Origin of the sequence: Paenibacillus terricola (genome assembly GCF_014779765.1) — a bacterium.
Classification (GTDB): domain Bacteria; phylum Bacillota; class Bacilli; order Paenibacillales; family Paenibacillaceae; genus Paenibacillus_T; species Paenibacillus_T terricola.
In genome coordinates this window covers 63,796-77,502 of record NZ_JACXZA010000004.1, presented here as the reverse complement: position 1 = coordinate 77,502, position 13,707 = coordinate 63,796, and the positions used below count along the sequence as shown (strand labels likewise).

The following is a 13,707-nucleotide window of genomic DNA, read 5'->3' as shown; positions in this document are numbered from 1 at the left end:
GAACGGCATACATCTAAATCGACATACCTTCGAAAAAACTTCAATACTGGTCAGATTCCACATCTGTATACTCATCGAATCTGGTCGGCAGAAGGGTCACCCGCAAATCGGACAGTGCCTTCTGTCAGCACGGTTAGTATGCGATCGGTCATTTCCGTTACGCTTATTTCCTCATAACCTTTGCTCCAAGCTACCGCTGCCCCAAAGATCGACCAACTCGTCATGAGCGCCATCGTATCGACAGAGACTGGCCAGTCAGGCCGATCTGCACGAAATTGCCCGAGCCATCGCCGCAGCAGGTTTGCAAGCTCGTCACGAACCGAATACTCAAATAGCGGATTGACGGTGTCGATTGGACTGCATCGGCCATATAACGTTCGAACATGCTCAAGCACCGTTTGAACCAATACGCGTATATGCTCCGGGTGCCAGCCATAATCGGGCGGGATCTCCCGCTCCAACAGTTGAATGAATTTGTCACGGATGGACTGCTCAAGCAGTGCGAATTTGTCCGGAAAATGCTCATAGAACGTTCCCCTGTTCACATCCGCCCGATCGGCAATATCTTTGACCGTCATCGCGGTAAATCCCTTTTCACGCATGAGCTCGGCGAATGACTGCTTCAATAACCGTTGTGAACGGCTATGCCGTCTATCCTTGCCGTTCCCGACTCTTTGCATCGCTCTCACCCGCTCCTTGTTATCATTGGAAGCCGCTGCTCTGTCCATCCGACAAAATGGCCTTATTGTCGTATATCCTACGCGCAAGTCACATTGTCCGTTGTTTCCTGAAAACCAGTTTCCTTATTATTCTAGTGAACGGCAGTTGTTCATTGCAACAGAAATAAAGGAGGTAAACCTAATGATGGAATTGCCCCGTACAATGAAAGCGATTCGCTTCCACAATCACGGAGGGCCCGAAGTGCTTCGCTTAGAAGAGTTACCTGTACCGAAAACCAGCGAAAGAGAAGTGCTTGTACGCGTTCATGCCGTCGGCGTAAATCCGGGCGATTGGCAGATCCGGTCGGGCTTTGCAGGGGATCGGTTCGAACTTCCTTATATCCCGGGTTGGGATGTATCGGGAGTCGTCGAAAGTGTGGGCGACAGCGTGATCAATTTGCGTCCTGGCGACAAAGTCTTTGGAATGACTGCCAACAGCGGAGGTTGCGCGGAATATGTGACCGTTCCGTTCGATCAGTTAGCACTGAAGCCCCGATCGATTGATTTCATAGAGGCGTCGGCTTTACCACAGTCCGGAGTCGCTGCTTGGCATTCGCTCTTCGAACAAGGCAAACTAGAGGCGGGCCAGACCCTATTGATTAACGGCGCGGCCGGAGGTATCGGTCACATAGCTGTGCAATTGGCTCGATGGAAAGGGGCTAGCGTAATCGGAACAGCTTCCCCCCACAAGGAGTCGTTCCTGCACGAATTAGGGGTCGACGCGTTCGTAGACTACACAACCGACTTGCCGGCCGGCATCGGACGGAGCGTAGATATTGTGCTCGATACGGTTGGCGGCGATAAGGGAGACTGGCTGCTAGACACGCTCAAGCCGGGGGGATGTCTCATACCGACCGCATGGGGACGATACGCATCTGAAAAAGCAACCAAAGCGTCGATTACGGTTCAGGAGGTTCAGTTTGCGCCAGTTACAACCTCTAATTTAGCGGAATTGGCCCAACTGGTTAACAACGGTAAGATAAAAATCGCAATCGATTCCGTATTTCCCTTGGAGGAAACAGCCAAGGCCCATATAAGAAGCGAAAGCCGCCGTGCGCGCGGCAAAATCGTCATCCAAGTCCAATAATGTATTAGGCTTTATCATCTTCTTTTTAAACAGAACAGGGCGCTCTTTTGAGCGCCCTCGGCCTATTGAAAAACTTCAACATGCTTTTTATAATTACCCCTTATTAGAAACGTTTGGCTACTTCCTTAGCATGTGCGATTGCCTCTTCTTTAATGGCTGGAGCTCGCTCTGATGATGCCGTTCCCTCAGCGAAGATAGCCTCCGTAGATTGAATGCCGTAGAAACCCAGAATTTTTTTCAAATAGCTGTATCCCATTTCAATTTCAGCAAGAGGACCTTCCGAGTAAACGGAACCGCTAGCTTGAATGTGCAAGGCTTTCTTGCCGGACAACAGACCTACAGGACCATCCTTGGTGTATTTGAACGTCTTGCCCGGAATTGAAGTCGTATCCGTGTATGCTTTCAAAACCGGCGGGATCGAGAAATTCCACATGGGGGAAACATACACGTACTTATCGGCAGCCACGTATTGATCGACAATCGCGTCAAGGCGAGTTACTTTGGATTGCTCGGCTTCGGACAGTTGATCGAATGACGAACCCGATCTAAGCTTCTCCCAACCACGCAAGACATCTGCATCGAATTGCGGAATATTCTCTTTATACAGATCCAAATGAACAACTTCATCTGTCGGATTCGCTTCACGGTACGCTTCAATAAATTCTTTGCCTACCGCAAGGCTAATAGATTCCTGAGGATCAAGGGGATGGGCGGTGATGTACAGTACAGTTGTCATAAATCAAAACTCCCTTTCTGTAATTGGATTAGTTACGCTTCCTGTACTGATCATATAATATGGACTTACTTATTTAAAGTAGGCACAATAATGTGGTATAGTATGAAAAAAGGTACTGTAACGGAGGCCTACGTATGCAGGAAAAACCCGCCCAATGTCAATTCGTTGCGGCGCTCGATTCGATCGTCGGCAAGTGGAAGCCGATTATTCTTTATCATTTGCTTCAAGGCGAACCTCTGCGGTTCAATGAGCTAAGAAGACTGATACCCGATATTACGCAAAGAATGCTTACGCTCCATCTGCGCGAATTGGAAGAGGAAGAACTCGTTAGCCGAGTCATTTACCCGCAGATCCCGCCGAAAGTGGAATACTCCATTACGGAATACGGCAAGAGCCTGTCCCCGATTCTGGAGACTTTACATCAATGGGGAAAAGCCCATGTCGAGCGAAGGCAGCTCAAGTTAGAAAATAATGAACAAGCCAAAACAGACTAGCGTGTGAATACGCTAGTCTGTTTCATTATCCATTGGGTCAAGAATATCTATCGCAATCAACCTTGTTGATGAGAAAGCCGCCGCCGCTGCCTCCAATACACATGTACCATCTTCTCCGACAGGATGTCTTTTTCAATGCCCACTATAAGGGGTGCGCTTCAGTATCGAAACGTCGTCGATCGATGCACGAGAACGGCTTTGCGAAGCGCCACCGCTCCGGCAGCCAGCGAGATCAGAAAGCATAGACCGGCGGCGAGAGGAAGCAGCGACCACTCCATGATCGAGTGACCGTTATTCGTCTGCCAACCGATTGCGATGAGACCTAGCAGAAACGCGATTCCGGCTGTATGAATCAATGCGTGCCGCGCAGAAGCCTTCGCGTTGATGCGCTCCGCGAGTAGAGCGACTAGCGGCACCGCCTGGAGTGCATGGAAGCCGAGTCCGTGCAGCCATATAATGTTTCCATCCACGCCGGTGTACCGGCCTTGATTGGCTGAGATCCAGACGCCGGCCGCGAACGAGATGACGACGGCGATCATCGCGTAACGAATGCCTAACGTCAACTCAGGCCGGAGACGATAAGCCTTCGCTCGAAAGAACTGAATTCCCAGGAACAGATAAAACAGTACGAGAAACAACGCGACGAACGTAAAGATATTGCCGACCGTCTGGTCGAAAGCGGAGTCGCTCTCCACGAATCTCGGATTAACGCCGCGGAAGTTCTGAATCGTCTCCGCTCCATAGGAATACATGGCGAGACCGATATAGACCCTTCGGAACCAAGATCGGCTTCTCTCCCCCAGCGCAGAGAACGGCATGATCGCCGCTGTCGACAGAATAAACATGCCCAGGGCCGCGTTGAAGGAAAACGCCTTCGAGACGTCGCCGTCCGGAGTAACTTCTCCTCCGTTGATCAGAGTCCATACGCCGCACAATGCCGCCAGAACAAATCCGAGAAGACCCGTCAGAACAAGACTTTTCTCCTTTTCAAACAATCGCAGCTTACGCGCAATCCCATGGTCGTTATAACCTTGCATAGTATCCCTTCCCTTCCGGTGAGCTGATACTCTCACTTTACTGGAAGGGGATGGGAAGCCGTAACGGTCTCCGGGGTGAGTTCTCATTCCGACTTAAAGCGGTTAACCCACTACGCCTGAGGTCTAAACGAGAACGGACGGCAGACTTACTCCGAATTCAAGGAAATTTTAATTCTGCTAAACGCTCTTCCAAAATCATGCGCAGTTCATCAGGAATCCGCACATACTCGGCCCCTTTTCCCAGAAATAAAAGCCAATCCGCATAATAAGCCAGCGCCTCAACATCGAATACATCCAGTTGAACATGAAAAGTCCCGCTCGACTGGAACATCCCGGTAAGAGACAAAATAATCCCCGGCGGGTGCATACGCTTAAAGCGCAGAATCCCGGTCGCATCCAGCTTCACGACAAGATTGGACTCCCGTGCGCGAAGCCGCTTTTTATTCAGAATCTCTTGCTCAGACCATTTCATCTTCTTCTCGGAAATCGCCGAGTCCCGCAGCATCTCAACAGGCAAATAACGAAATTCATCCGTATCAAAATCATAAACCTCCGCCAGCCACTGAGCGTTCGAGTTGAAAATATGCAGCAAAAAAACGTCCATCAACTGCGGCCAGCCAGGACTCAACTCATAAGTCAAGCGCAGGTGCTTATCCCGCACAGCAAGCGAAATCAGTTGGTTAAGCTCCGGAGGAGCCGCATCATCGAGCTCCAGAAGATTCGGATTGGCAGGGTTCGTATTCTCAAAAAGCACGATATGATTCAGCTCGATCAGCTCGTCTTGCTGGGTTTGCGACGCGATGCCAATAAGTTTTTCAGTGATAGAGCGGCGGTTTTGAAGATAAGGCAGCTGTGAATTTTTCGAGGCGATAAAGCTTATAAAAATCGCTTTCAGCTCTTCCGGCGTGAAGCGGACAGCGGGCAGATATTGATTTTGCAAGACATAGTAGCCGCCGCCGCGCCCAAGCTCAGTCGTCAGCGGAAAACCCATCGCCTGAATCTCGTTAATGTCGCGAATCGCCGTCGCGCGGGAAATCTTGAACTCCCGCTGAATCTCGGCAATCGTAAAATGCGCGCGGTTATTGATATAGCGCATAATTAGGTTAATTCGTTCTGTTTTTGTCATGGTCCATAAATAGTATCATTTTTTGATACATTTGGCCAATAGAATCAAATTTGTAAGATAAACCCTCAAAGGAGCGAATAAAATGACTAACTACTCCATTCAAACCATCTCGGAAAACTACAAAATGACTGCTTTTGGTGTTACGCTTGAAGACTACAACGATTGGGCAGGCAATGCGGCAAAAACTGCAGCGAAAAAAGCTGAAATCACTGAAAACGGCAAACTTGCTGAACTTCTCGCGCTCGCCGACGGGCAAGAATATCAAATCAACTACAACCTCAGCGGCAAGGCTTGGCGTGGCTTCGGCGTAATGGGCGAGTTCGACGTGGAAGGCGCGGTCGTCCTTAATTTCCTCGCTGGCGACTACATCGTCGTGCCTGGCACAGGCGCTGACAAAGACAGTCTCGCTGACGAAATCACAGGCAAAGTTTTCGGCGGTTTGCTGCAGCAAATCACAGACTACAAATACGTCGGTCCGGGTAACGCAACATTCGTTAAAGCAGCTGAGAATGGCGGATTTTACGGCGAAATGTGGCTTCGAGCAAAAAAAGTCGAGGACTAATCTCTCGGATAAAAGGAGGACTCGCATGACAGATTACACGATTGAACACAAAAAATCATTCACATTGACCGCTTATGGGTTCTCGATCCGATCCAACTTTCAAGACATGCCCGCTTTGCAAAAGGAAAAAGCCGAGTTTTGGGGCGGACTCAAGGCCGATGGACGTTTTGACAAGCTCAAAGATGCTGCAAAAGACGATCGCGAATGGTCGGTCAACGAGGTTTATCAAGGCAAACCGTGGAATTATTTCGCGGTAGAGGCTGGGAAATCAGTGGTTGACGCAACGCGCATCATCGAGTTTCCAGAGAGCGAGTACATCGTGGTCGCAGGAAACGGGGAGAGGGACGTTTTGTTTGACCAGCTGACTTACCTTGCCTTTGGCGAGGTTTTGTCCCAAATCACGGATTATGCATACATCGGCGGTCCCAATGCGACTTATCGTAAAGATAACGGTGACGGTACTTTCTACGGCGAATTTTGGGTGCCTGTGGTTAAAAGATAAGGATTCGGAATTTTGACGTTAAACATAAGCTATTTTGTGACGGTAAATTCCGGGCCATCTTGTAGTGAGATGGCCTTTCTTTACGTTCTGTTACTTTGATAGCACGAAAAAGGAGAGACAACCCGCCAATCGGTTCATCCCTCCTTCCCCAGAACCACCTTCATTCCGCAATATTCAAATTTCTATGCAAATGGAGTCAACTTTGTATTGCAAAATATTCACTAAAAGGTAGGAGCAGGCGGTTCGACTATTTTCATACGTAGTAAACTATAGGGCCTCTGCCGCAGGTCATTGCCATAATGAAATCTTGACTGCCGATGTAATTGGTTCACGATGAAATATAAGTATTGATCTGGACCAATAGAAAAAGTATCTGGCCTATAAAATTTGCGTCTCGATTAACTCAAACTCGATGCCCGGCTTTGTTATTCCGTTTTTCTTGTCCGAAGGCCTCGTTCCCGTCTCTGAGGGGCATCCGGGGCAACGGTAATGAACGTATCATAGTAATCCTCATTCCTGCTCCAACAGCATCAGCCTCGCATAATAATATGAGCCGTAATGGCCTGCACGAACGCCTCGTCGAGTGACGCATGCCCGTTCAGCAGTCGGTACCAGATCGGCCCGTAACAGAGGTCAGCGAGCAGCTCCAGATCGGCGTCCTTCTGCAGCTCGCCTCTTGCGGCGCCGCGCTGCAGAAGAGCGATGAGCGTTGCCCTGCGAGAGGAGATGAATGACTCGCGGAATATCTGCGCGAAGCCGTCGTCGAACTGGGCTTCCGCCATCAAGCTGCGCATGATCGCACCGGCGCCCTGTGTCAGCGAGCGGCAAGTATCGCCGATGTAGAGGAGCAAGTCCGATTCAAGCGAGCCTGTATCCGGAGCCCCAATGTCATGATGGGCTTGCTGCTTCATCACATCCATGACGATGGAGGCGATGTTTGGCCACCATCGGTATAACGTGGGTTTGCCAACGCCCGCCGCCTTGGCGATGCCTTCCATTGTAAGCTCCTTGTAGGCCGTCGTCTGCAGCAGCCGGTGCACTGCCGTTAACACCGCCTCCATCGCTTGCTGACTTCTTGGACGGCCGGGTGCCGGTTTGACTTGATGTCTATCCATAAATAATACCCCCAGGAAAATATTTCAAAATTCCTATTTACATTACGTTACGTTACGTATTATAATTCAAACAAGCAAACAAATCAATCGGTTCATATAGGAGGAAATGGACATGGGAAAAGGGATTCAAGGGCAACGCATCATTATTATGGGCGGCACATCCGGTATGGGGCTTGCATCAGCACAGATGCTTTCAGCAGGAGGAGCCGAGGTCGTCATTACGGGGCGTGACAGCGCCAAGCTTGAAGAAGCGCTTCGGCAGCTCGAAGGCAACGCTTCGGGCGAGTGTCTCGATGCGAGCTCTCCTGAAGCGGTCACAACATTCTACGAACGCCAAGGCGCATTCGATCATCTCATTATATCCGTCTCCGGCGCCAAGGGAGCTGGGAATTTCCGCGAGCTCGCACTGGATGATCTGCGCGGCGGCTTCGAGGCCAAGTTCTGGCCGCAGCTCACGGCAGCCCAGCTGAGCTTGAACACGATCAGCGCGAACGGCTCCATTACGTTCATTACTGCCATCTCCGCCCGTAGCGTTTCGCCGGGGACTTCCGGCCTAGCCGCCATCAACGCAGCGCTGGAAGCGATGGTGCCCAATCTTGCGCTCGAGCTTGCGCCGCTGCGCGTCAATGCCGTTTCACCAGGTGTCGTCAATACAGCCTGGTGGAATTGGCTGCCGGCTGAGCAGCGCGAGGCAGCGTTTAGCGGCTATGCCGACAATACGCCGGTCGGTCGGGTTGGTGCACCCGATGATATTGCCAAGGCCATCGCCTATCTGGTCGACAATACCTTTGTAACGGGAACGGTTCTCGAAGTGGACGGCGGCTTGCGGCTGAAATAAACTGATCTATCCGAGTGCATCCGAACCTAATCTTCCGCATATGCCGGCTGTACATGCGCTGCGTTCGCATTGCGTCGCAAAGCAGGCAGTCCTATCAAGGACTGCCCGCTTTGCGTGGTTTATAAGTTCCTCGTTCCGTGCACTAATGCACTAGGGCCTGCCGAGCAAGCCGCCGAAGGGCTCGGAACTCACGCAGCAACTGCATTTCGCTTTTGAACAACATCCAACACTCCCCTAACGTACCCGTAGCGGCAGGTTTCAAGGCCATCCTTTACTGCCCTTCAATGTCTACCTCTAAACCGTTTAATCGCATCCTCGGTCACCGGCTCGAAGAAGTTAAGAAGGTTGCCATCGGGATCGCGGAACAGCATGGAACGGTTCCCCCACGGCATCGTGGTCGGCTCCTGTACCCAATTATCGACCAACGGCTTCAAGCGCACATATTCGGCCTCGACATCGTCCACGCGAAACTCAATAATGACAGTGCGATTATTGGCCGCCACTGCGGAATCGGCACCGAATAGCTGCGTCGTCTGGGAGTGGCCGATTGCAAGGGTGAATGATGGCACAACGAGTTCGGCAAATACGGGCGCGGGTCGTTCCGCCGAAACGCCCATGACTTTCTCATAGAACTCGACGAGACGATCCACGTCGTCAGTAATGATGCGTACAGAAGCGAAATTCACAAGATATCATCCTTCCTGTAATCATAGATTTGGCTGTGTCCCACAGCCGTTGCAAAACATACTTGTTACTTCCCTATCGCCTTTACATTTACATGTCCCATTATAAAAAACGCTACTGACAACGTTATGTCAGTAGCGTTTTAGAATTTTTTGGGCTTCCTCACGAATCCGATTTCGGAATGATTCGGGTTCCAACACGATTACCCCCGCTCCCCAGCCAAGCACCCATTGCAGCACTTCATCCAGCAGCCGGACACGTAAGACCACATCCAATCCATCTTGATGGCCTTTCATATCCTCTATGTAATGATAGTTCGATTCCTTCACCTTATCTGCAATGTCATGGTCAAATCGAAGGCAGACTCGCAAGTGGCGATCGTCTAAAGGGGTATACTCCCTTAAGTCAAAATGCGCCGGAAGTTCGAATCGTTCGTCTAGTTCGATAAGTTCAGCCATTCGGGACAAACGGAAATGGCGGATGTCTTGGCGTAGATCACACTGGGCAACAAGCATCCACGACCCTTCAACGAGTACAAGGCCATAAGGAGCGGCGGTACGTTCGCTATGGCGGCCCCCCGTGGGATCCGTAATTCTTTTTGAATAATGAAATCTGATCTTTCGCCCATCTAACAGAGCTCGGCGGATCTTATCGAGATTTTCCCTTTCGTTTGACGGAGCAACCTGTTTGCCAGGAGCGAGCAATCGCAGCGACTTGCGAATACGGGAGGTCTCGCTGCGAACACTGTCTGATAGAGTGGCTTCGATTTTCCTCCTAGCAACATTGGCTCTATCACGATAATCATCATCAAATCGTTGCTCGATAAATTCCGTTCCTATAAGCAAGGTCACAGCTTCCTCTATTGTAAAACGGATTGGAGGCAGAAAATATCCCTCCATTAAGGAATACCCTGTGCCTGTAGTGCCTGTAATCGGAACGCCTGCTTCGCTTAGCGCCTGAATGTCGCGATAGATGGTCCTCACGCTGGTTTCAAATAGTGCTGCCAAATCTTCGGCACGTACCACTTTCCTGCCCTGCAGCTCCAGCACGATGGCCAACAAACGATCTGTTTTGTTCATTGACTGCCCCCTTGAAACGTAATACGGTACAACAGAAACTTATCGTTACTTGTGGTACGGTTCTCCGCGCTGTCTTTACGGCAAGTTTTCGGTCATCCTTTTCTTGCTCTGATAGCACGACAAAAGAGAGACAAACCGCCAATCCGTTCATCCCTCCTTTCTCAGATCCAGCTTCCGCAATATTTAATTAAACCCGCCATTTACGCGAATCGTCTGTCCCGTTATCCAACGGGCTTTGTCGCTAACGAGCAACTCGAGCGCATTTACGATGTCCTCCGGTTCGCCGAGCCGTCCGAACGCGTTCATCCGACGGAACGAATCGACCAACTCCGGCGATTTGCCATTCAGGAACAAATCGGTTGCCACTTGCCCAGGTGCGATGCAATTGATGACAATGTCCTTGGGACCAAATTCCTTGGCCAATTGTCGTGTCAACTGCTCGACCGCCCCTTTCGTTGCGGCATATACGCTATACGTTGGGAGCATGGCACCCGAGACGGACGTCGAGAAGTTGATGATGGTTCCGCCTTGCGCCATATGTTTCATCGCTTGTTGGCAAGCAAAATAAGTCCCTTTCACGTTGAGCGCGAAATGCCGATCGAAAATCTCTTCCGACACGTCCGCAATCGCATGGTTTTCCATGATACCAGCATTGTTGACCAGTATGTCCACACGCCCGAAACGCTCTAGCGTTTCCGAGAACAACACTTCAACTTCACTCACCTTGCTCACGTCGGCTTGGATCGCCACCGCTTGGCCTCCAAATTGCTCAATCGTCTTTACAACCTCGTCCGCTTTGCCCCGGCTCGAGGAATAATTGACAGTCACCTTCGCTCCGGATCGCGCTAATTGGATGGCCACTTGCCGACCTATGCCTCGCGACGCCCCGGTGACGATCGCGACTTTTCCATTCAAGCTCATTTCTTTCCTCTCCTTTATCATGTTTTGGATCTATCGATCATTCGCCAGACCTTGCAGATTCATTATAGTAAGAAATTGTATCATGCCGTTAGACCATTCCTGTTCGATCCTTGCCTAATTCTCTTCCGTCTCCCTATAATTAAAGTAAAAGATCAACCTTTCTAGAAAGGATGGCCTATACAGACAATGGACGAATCGCAGCGTATGGAACACGCCTTGCAGCAATTGGCACTTCTAATACGTCGCCATGCCCCCAATGGCGGAACGTATCGGACGGCCGTTCCTAATTTATCCCTGATGCATGCCACTCATTTGTCGGAACCGCTGGAATCCGTCTACCAACCATCCATTTGCGTTGTGGCGCAGGGTGCTAAGACGGCCACGCTGGCTGGTGAAACCTATCGGTACGATCCTTCGACATACTTAGTCACCTCTGTTGAATTACCGATCATGGGCAGAATAGTAGAAGCCTCACCCGAGATTCCCTATTTAAGTTTGAAACTGAGCTTCGACGCCGCCTTCATCCTGGAGGTCGTAGAACAAATGAAACGGCCGGCTTCCGTGGAAACAGAAACCGGCCGAGGTATTACCATAAACCAAACTTCTCCTGTATTGCTCGAAGCCATCATGCGGCTCATGCAACTGCTCGACGCACCTGAGGACATTCCAGTTCTAGCGCCGCTTATCATCCGCGAAGTTCTGTATCGAATGCTTCAGGGCGAACAAGGTGCGCTCCTTTATCAATTTGCAACCAACGGCAGCCATTCCTATAACATCGCTCAAGCAATCCGATTCATCAATCAGCAATATGACCGCCCGCTTGTGATCAGCCAACTCGCAAAATCCGTGAACATGAGCACATCGGCGCTTCATAAGCATTTCAAGCGCGTCACGGCGATGAGCCCATTGCAATACCAGAAAACGGTGCGTTTGCAAGAAGCCCGGCGGTTAATGTTGACGGAATCCCTCCTAGCCTCTGATGCGGCGTTCCGCGTCGGCTACGAAAGCCCATCCCAATTTAGCCGTGAATATGCCCGTATGTATGGCCGGCCACCGATGCGGGATGTTCAAGAGTTTCGCGGTTCGACCAAAGACTTCGAAATCCTTGCGTAAGTCTGCCGGTTACAAAGGATCAGGATGCTGACTGTTAATATTTTTACTAGTATAAGCGTTGTGTGGTTGCCTCAATGGGGATCAATTAGAATGGGCTCATGTTCGTACGATCCTAAGGCCAGAAATGAGGGAATCCTATGTTGCAAAAAAAACTAGGAAACGAAGGACTTGAAGTATCGGCCATCAGCCTCGGAACGATGATGATGACTGATAACGAAGAATCCGTGCGTACCATTCGGCACGATGGCTGACCTCGTTAAAAGGCACCCAACCGGGTGCCTTCACATGAAACTAAACTAATCTCTAAGTACGAAGCCCTATCAGCTTTTAAAATCTGGGATCCAGATAGATATTCCAACACGAACATTTACGTTAATAAAAAAATCACACATTGAAAAAAGTACCATCATGAAATGAGACGCTTTTCAAATTTTAATTTCGAGCAGTTCATATTGAAGGGTGCCCATTGGCGCTTCTACGTTAATTGTATCCCCTACCTTTTTACCCAAAAGACCCTTTCCGAGTGGGCTTTCGTAAGAAATTTTGTTCTCCGCTACATTGGCTTCAGCCGGACCGACAATACGGTATTCGATCCTCTCGGCGAATTCAATATCATTCAATACCACATAAGAACCTACGCTGACTTCATTCAAGTCCACACTGTCCGCATTCACGACTCGTGCCCGCTTTAATGTCCGCTCCAGGGCCAAAATTCGGGTTTCCATGTGCGCCTGATCGTCCTTGGCAGAATGGTACTCACTGTTTTCTTTAAGATCGCCATAACTGATCGCCACTTTCAACCGCTCCGCTAACTCCTTACGCTTGACCGTCTTGAGCTCGCGGAGCTCTTCCTCAATCTGCTCCAAGCCCTCTTGCGTCAATATCACTTCATCTTTATCCATGGTTTCAGTCCTCATTCCCTATAGTCTGTACCATTTTACCCTATTTCGAACTGCAATAGCTCAAATAGTTATTGGATATTAGGAAGGCAGAAAACTGGCTCTTCGCAATAAAAATCCCGCCCTACTTATGATACGGTTCCCCCCGATTAATCTTCACCGCCCGGTACACCTGCTCGATCAGCACCAGCCGCATCAACTGGTGCGGCAGCGTCATGCGCCCGAAGCTCAGCTTCTGCTGGGCGCGGCGCAGCACGGCCGGGGAGAGGCCGGTGCTGCCGCCAATAACAAAAGCCACGTGGCTCTTGCCGTACGTGGCTAACTTGTCGAGCTGCACAGCGAGGTCCTCGCTGGACCACAGCTCGCCGTCTAGCGCGAGTGCGATCACATGCGCATCTGGCTTAATCTGCGCGAGCAGGCGCTCGCCTTCGCGATCGCGCACCTGCGCTTCTTCGGCCGCGCTCATCGTTTCCGGCGCTTTCTCGTCCGGCACCTCCGTTAGCTGCAGCTTCACATACGGCCCGAGACGCTTCGCGTACTCGGCAATGCCTTGGACGAGATACTTCTCCTTCAGCTTCCCAATCGTCGCTAACTGTATCAACATCGGCTACACCACCAGGAATTCGGCGGGGTTCTCACACATATCGCATTGGCGCGGCGGGTCCCAGTCCGAGAACTCCGTGTCCTTCAGGTTCACCATATCGGGTGCATCTTCATATTCATCAACAAATTTATCGAGTGCGAGTTCTACATGCTCTTTGCAAACACAGTACATAGGTTCATTGCTCCGATCTC

At 50.5% G+C, this 13,707-nt stretch carries 17 protein-coding genes and 1 pseudogene; 6 read left to right on the top strand and 12 right to left on the bottom strand.

Annotation, left to right across the window (positions count from 1 at the left end):
- Positions 1-71 precede the first annotated feature (71 nt).
- The gene (locus H8B09_RS16470; RefSeq protein WP_191204651.1) at positions 72-680 is read right to left on the bottom strand and encodes a TetR/AcrR family transcriptional regulator; all 609 of its coding nucleotides are present in this window, start codon (positions 678-680) and stop codon (positions 72-74) included.
- 181 nt (positions 681-861) lie between these two features.
- Between H8B09_RS16470 and H8B09_RS16465 the strand changes: the two genes are divergently transcribed.
- Positions 862-1,806, top strand: coding sequence for an NADP-dependent oxidoreductase (locus H8B09_RS16465; protein ID WP_224753687.1), 945 nt, complete (start codon positions 862-864; stop codon positions 1,804-1,806).
- 103 nt (positions 1,807-1,909) lie between these two features.
- On the opposite strand, the gene H8B09_RS16460 is transcribed toward H8B09_RS16465, so the two are convergent.
- Complete coding sequence (locus H8B09_RS16460; protein WP_191204650.1) at positions 1,910-2,542, bottom strand: FMN-dependent NADH-azoreductase; 633 nt, start codon at positions 2,540-2,542, stop codon at positions 1,910-1,912.
- A 134-nt stretch (positions 2,543-2,676) separates the two neighbouring features.
- On the opposite strand from H8B09_RS16460, the gene H8B09_RS16455 reads away from it, so the two are divergent.
- Positions 2,677-3,036: a winged helix-turn-helix transcriptional regulator gene (locus tag H8B09_RS16455; protein ID WP_191204649.1), complete on the top strand. Its 360-nt coding sequence runs from the start codon at positions 2,677-2,679 to the stop codon at positions 3,034-3,036.
- Positions 3,037-3,194: 158 nt separating this feature from the next.
- Here the strand turns inward: H8B09_RS16455 and H8B09_RS16450 are convergent, their stop codons facing one another.
- Both H8B09_RS16450 and H8B09_RS16445 read right to left on the bottom strand, forming a co-directional pair.
- Positions 3,195-4,073 carry a hypothetical protein gene (locus tag H8B09_RS16450; RefSeq protein WP_191204648.1) on the bottom strand — a complete coding sequence of 293 codons (879 nt, stop codon included), beginning with the start codon at positions 4,071-4,073 and terminating at the stop codon, positions 3,195-3,197.
- A 157-nt stretch (positions 4,074-4,230) separates the two neighbouring features.
- Positions 4,231-5,199, bottom strand: coding sequence for a helix-turn-helix transcriptional regulator (locus H8B09_RS16445; protein WP_224753686.1), 969 nt, complete (start codon positions 5,197-5,199; stop codon positions 4,231-4,233).
- Positions 5,200-5,281: 82 nt separating this feature from the next.
- Between H8B09_RS16445 and H8B09_RS16440 the strand changes: the two genes are divergently transcribed.
- A complete protein-coding gene (locus tag H8B09_RS16440; RefSeq protein WP_191204646.1) occupies positions 5,282-5,761 on the top strand; it encodes a hypothetical protein in 480 nt (159 codons plus the stop codon).
- Between the two features lie 25 nt (positions 5,762-5,786).
- Positions 5,787-6,263 (top strand): GyrI-like domain-containing protein, encoded by a 477-nt coding sequence (locus tag H8B09_RS16435; RefSeq protein ID WP_191204645.1) that lies wholly within the window; start codon positions 5,787-5,789, stop codon positions 6,261-6,263.
- A 221-nt stretch (positions 6,264-6,484) separates the two neighbouring features.
- Here H8B09_RS16435 and H8B09_RS16430 read toward each other — a convergent pair.
- Positions 6,485-6,640, bottom strand: a pseudogene (locus H8B09_RS16430) (L-dopachrome tautomerase-related protein); the annotation flags it as partial.
- A gap of 153 nt (positions 6,641-6,793) precedes the next feature.
- Positions 6,794-7,378 carry a TetR/AcrR family transcriptional regulator gene (locus tag H8B09_RS16425; RefSeq protein WP_191204644.1) on the bottom strand — a complete coding sequence of 195 codons (585 nt, stop codon included), beginning with the start codon at positions 7,376-7,378 and terminating at the stop codon, positions 6,794-6,796.
- A 112-nt stretch (positions 7,379-7,490) separates the two neighbouring features.
- Between H8B09_RS16425 and H8B09_RS16420 the strand changes: the two genes are divergently transcribed.
- Positions 7,491-8,216, top strand: a complete 726-nt coding sequence (locus H8B09_RS16420) for an SDR family oxidoreductase (RefSeq protein WP_191204643.1) — start codon at positions 7,491-7,493, stop codon at positions 8,214-8,216.
- 281 nt (positions 8,217-8,497) lie between these two features.
- Here H8B09_RS16420 and H8B09_RS16415 read toward each other — a convergent pair whose 3' ends face one another.
- The 3 genes from H8B09_RS16415 to H8B09_RS16405 all read right to left on the bottom strand — a co-directional run bounded on the left by H8B09_RS16415 (position 8,498) and on the right by H8B09_RS16405 (position 10,900).
- Positions 8,498-8,902, bottom strand: coding sequence for a VOC family protein (locus tag H8B09_RS16415; RefSeq protein WP_191204642.1), 405 nt, complete (start codon positions 8,900-8,902; stop codon positions 8,498-8,500).
- Between the two features lie 129 nt (positions 8,903-9,031).
- A complete protein-coding gene (locus tag H8B09_RS16410; protein ID WP_191204641.1) occupies positions 9,032-9,979 on the bottom strand; it encodes a helix-turn-helix transcriptional regulator in 948 nt (315 codons plus the stop codon).
- Between the two features lie 183 nt (positions 9,980-10,162).
- On the bottom strand, positions 10,163-10,900 hold the full coding sequence (locus tag H8B09_RS16405) for an SDR family oxidoreductase (protein WP_191204640.1): 738 nt from the start codon (positions 10,898-10,900) through the stop codon (positions 10,163-10,165).
- 186 nt (positions 10,901-11,086) lie between these two features.
- Between H8B09_RS16405 and H8B09_RS16400 the strand changes: the two genes are divergently transcribed.
- Complete coding sequence (locus H8B09_RS16400; protein WP_191204639.1) at positions 11,087-12,013, top strand: AraC family transcriptional regulator; 927 nt, start codon at positions 11,087-11,089, stop codon at positions 12,011-12,013.
- A gap of 425 nt (positions 12,014-12,438) precedes the next feature.
- On the opposite strand, the gene greA is transcribed toward H8B09_RS16400, so the two are convergent.
- The 3 genes from greA to H8B09_RS16385 all read right to left on the bottom strand — a co-directional run bounded on the left by greA (position 12,439) and on the right by H8B09_RS16385 (position 13,687).
- A complete protein-coding gene (greA, locus tag H8B09_RS16395; RefSeq protein ID WP_191204638.1) occupies positions 12,439-12,915 on the bottom strand; it encodes a transcription elongation factor GreA in 477 nt (158 codons plus the stop codon).
- 121 nt (positions 12,916-13,036) lie between these two features.
- Positions 13,037-13,516, bottom strand: a complete 480-nt coding sequence (gene rlmH / locus H8B09_RS16390; RefSeq protein ID WP_191204637.1) for a 23S rRNA (pseudouridine(1915)-N(3))-methyltransferase RlmH — start codon at positions 13,514-13,516, stop codon at positions 13,037-13,039.
- Between the two features lie 3 nt (positions 13,517-13,519).
- A complete protein-coding gene (locus H8B09_RS16385; RefSeq protein WP_191204636.1) occupies positions 13,520-13,687 on the bottom strand; it encodes a CxxH/CxxC protein in 168 nt (55 codons plus the stop codon).
- Between the last annotated feature and the right edge of the window lie 20 nt (positions 13,688-13,707).

What these genes read in the sequence shown, in the direction of transcription:
- H8B09_RS16470 (WP_191204651.1), bottom strand. Translation starts at nt 680, where the DNA reads ATGCAAAGAGTCGGGAACGGCAAGGATAGACGGCATAGCCGTTCACAA.
- H8B09_RS16465 (WP_224753687.1), top strand. Translation starts at nt 862, where the DNA reads ATGATGGAATTGCCCCGTACAATGAAAGCGATTCGCTTCCACAATCAC.
- H8B09_RS16460 (WP_191204650.1), bottom strand. Translation starts at nt 2,542, where the DNA reads ATGACAACTGTACTGTACATCACCGCCCATCCCCTTGATCCTCAGGAA.
- H8B09_RS16455 (WP_191204649.1), top strand. Translation starts at nt 2,677, where the DNA reads ATGCAGGAAAAACCCGCCCAATGTCAATTCGTTGCGGCGCTCGATTCG.
- H8B09_RS16450 (WP_191204648.1), bottom strand. Translation starts at nt 4,073, where the DNA reads ATGCAAGGTTATAACGACCATGGGATTGCGCGTAAGCTGCGATTGTTT.
- H8B09_RS16445 (WP_224753686.1), bottom strand. Translation starts at nt 5,199, where the DNA reads ATGACAAAAACAGAACGAATTAACCTAATTATGCGCTATATCAATAAC.
- H8B09_RS16440 (WP_191204646.1), top strand. Translation starts at nt 5,282, where the DNA reads ATGACTAACTACTCCATTCAAACCATCTCGGAAAACTACAAAATGACT.
- H8B09_RS16435 (WP_191204645.1), top strand. Translation starts at nt 5,787, where the DNA reads ATGACAGATTACACGATTGAACACAAAAAATCATTCACATTGACCGCT.
- H8B09_RS16425 (WP_191204644.1), bottom strand. Translation starts at nt 7,378, where the DNA reads ATGGATAGACATCAAGTCAAACCGGCACCCGGCCGTCCAAGAAGTCAG.
- H8B09_RS16420 (WP_191204643.1), top strand. Translation starts at nt 7,491, where the DNA reads ATGGGAAAAGGGATTCAAGGGCAACGCATCATTATTATGGGCGGCACA.
- H8B09_RS16410 (WP_191204641.1), bottom strand. Translation starts at nt 9,979, where the DNA reads ATGAACAAAACAGATCGTTTGTTGGCCATCGTGCTGGAGCTGCAGGGC.
- H8B09_RS16405 (WP_191204640.1), bottom strand. Translation starts at nt 10,900, where the DNA reads ATGAGCTTGAATGGAAAAGTCGCGATCGTCACCGGGGCGTCGCGAGGC.
- H8B09_RS16400 (WP_191204639.1), top strand. Translation starts at nt 11,087, where the DNA reads ATGGACGAATCGCAGCGTATGGAACACGCCTTGCAGCAATTGGCACTT.
- greA (WP_191204638.1), bottom strand. Translation starts at nt 12,915, where the DNA reads ATGGATAAAGATGAAGTGATATTGACGCAAGAGGGCTTGGAGCAGATT.
- rlmH (WP_191204637.1), bottom strand. Translation starts at nt 13,516, where the DNA reads ATGTTGATACAGTTAGCGACGATTGGGAAGCTGAAGGAGAAGTATCTC.
- H8B09_RS16385 (WP_191204636.1), bottom strand. Translation starts at nt 13,687, where the DNA reads ATGTACTGTGTTTGCAAAGAGCATGTAGAACTCGCACTCGATAAATTT.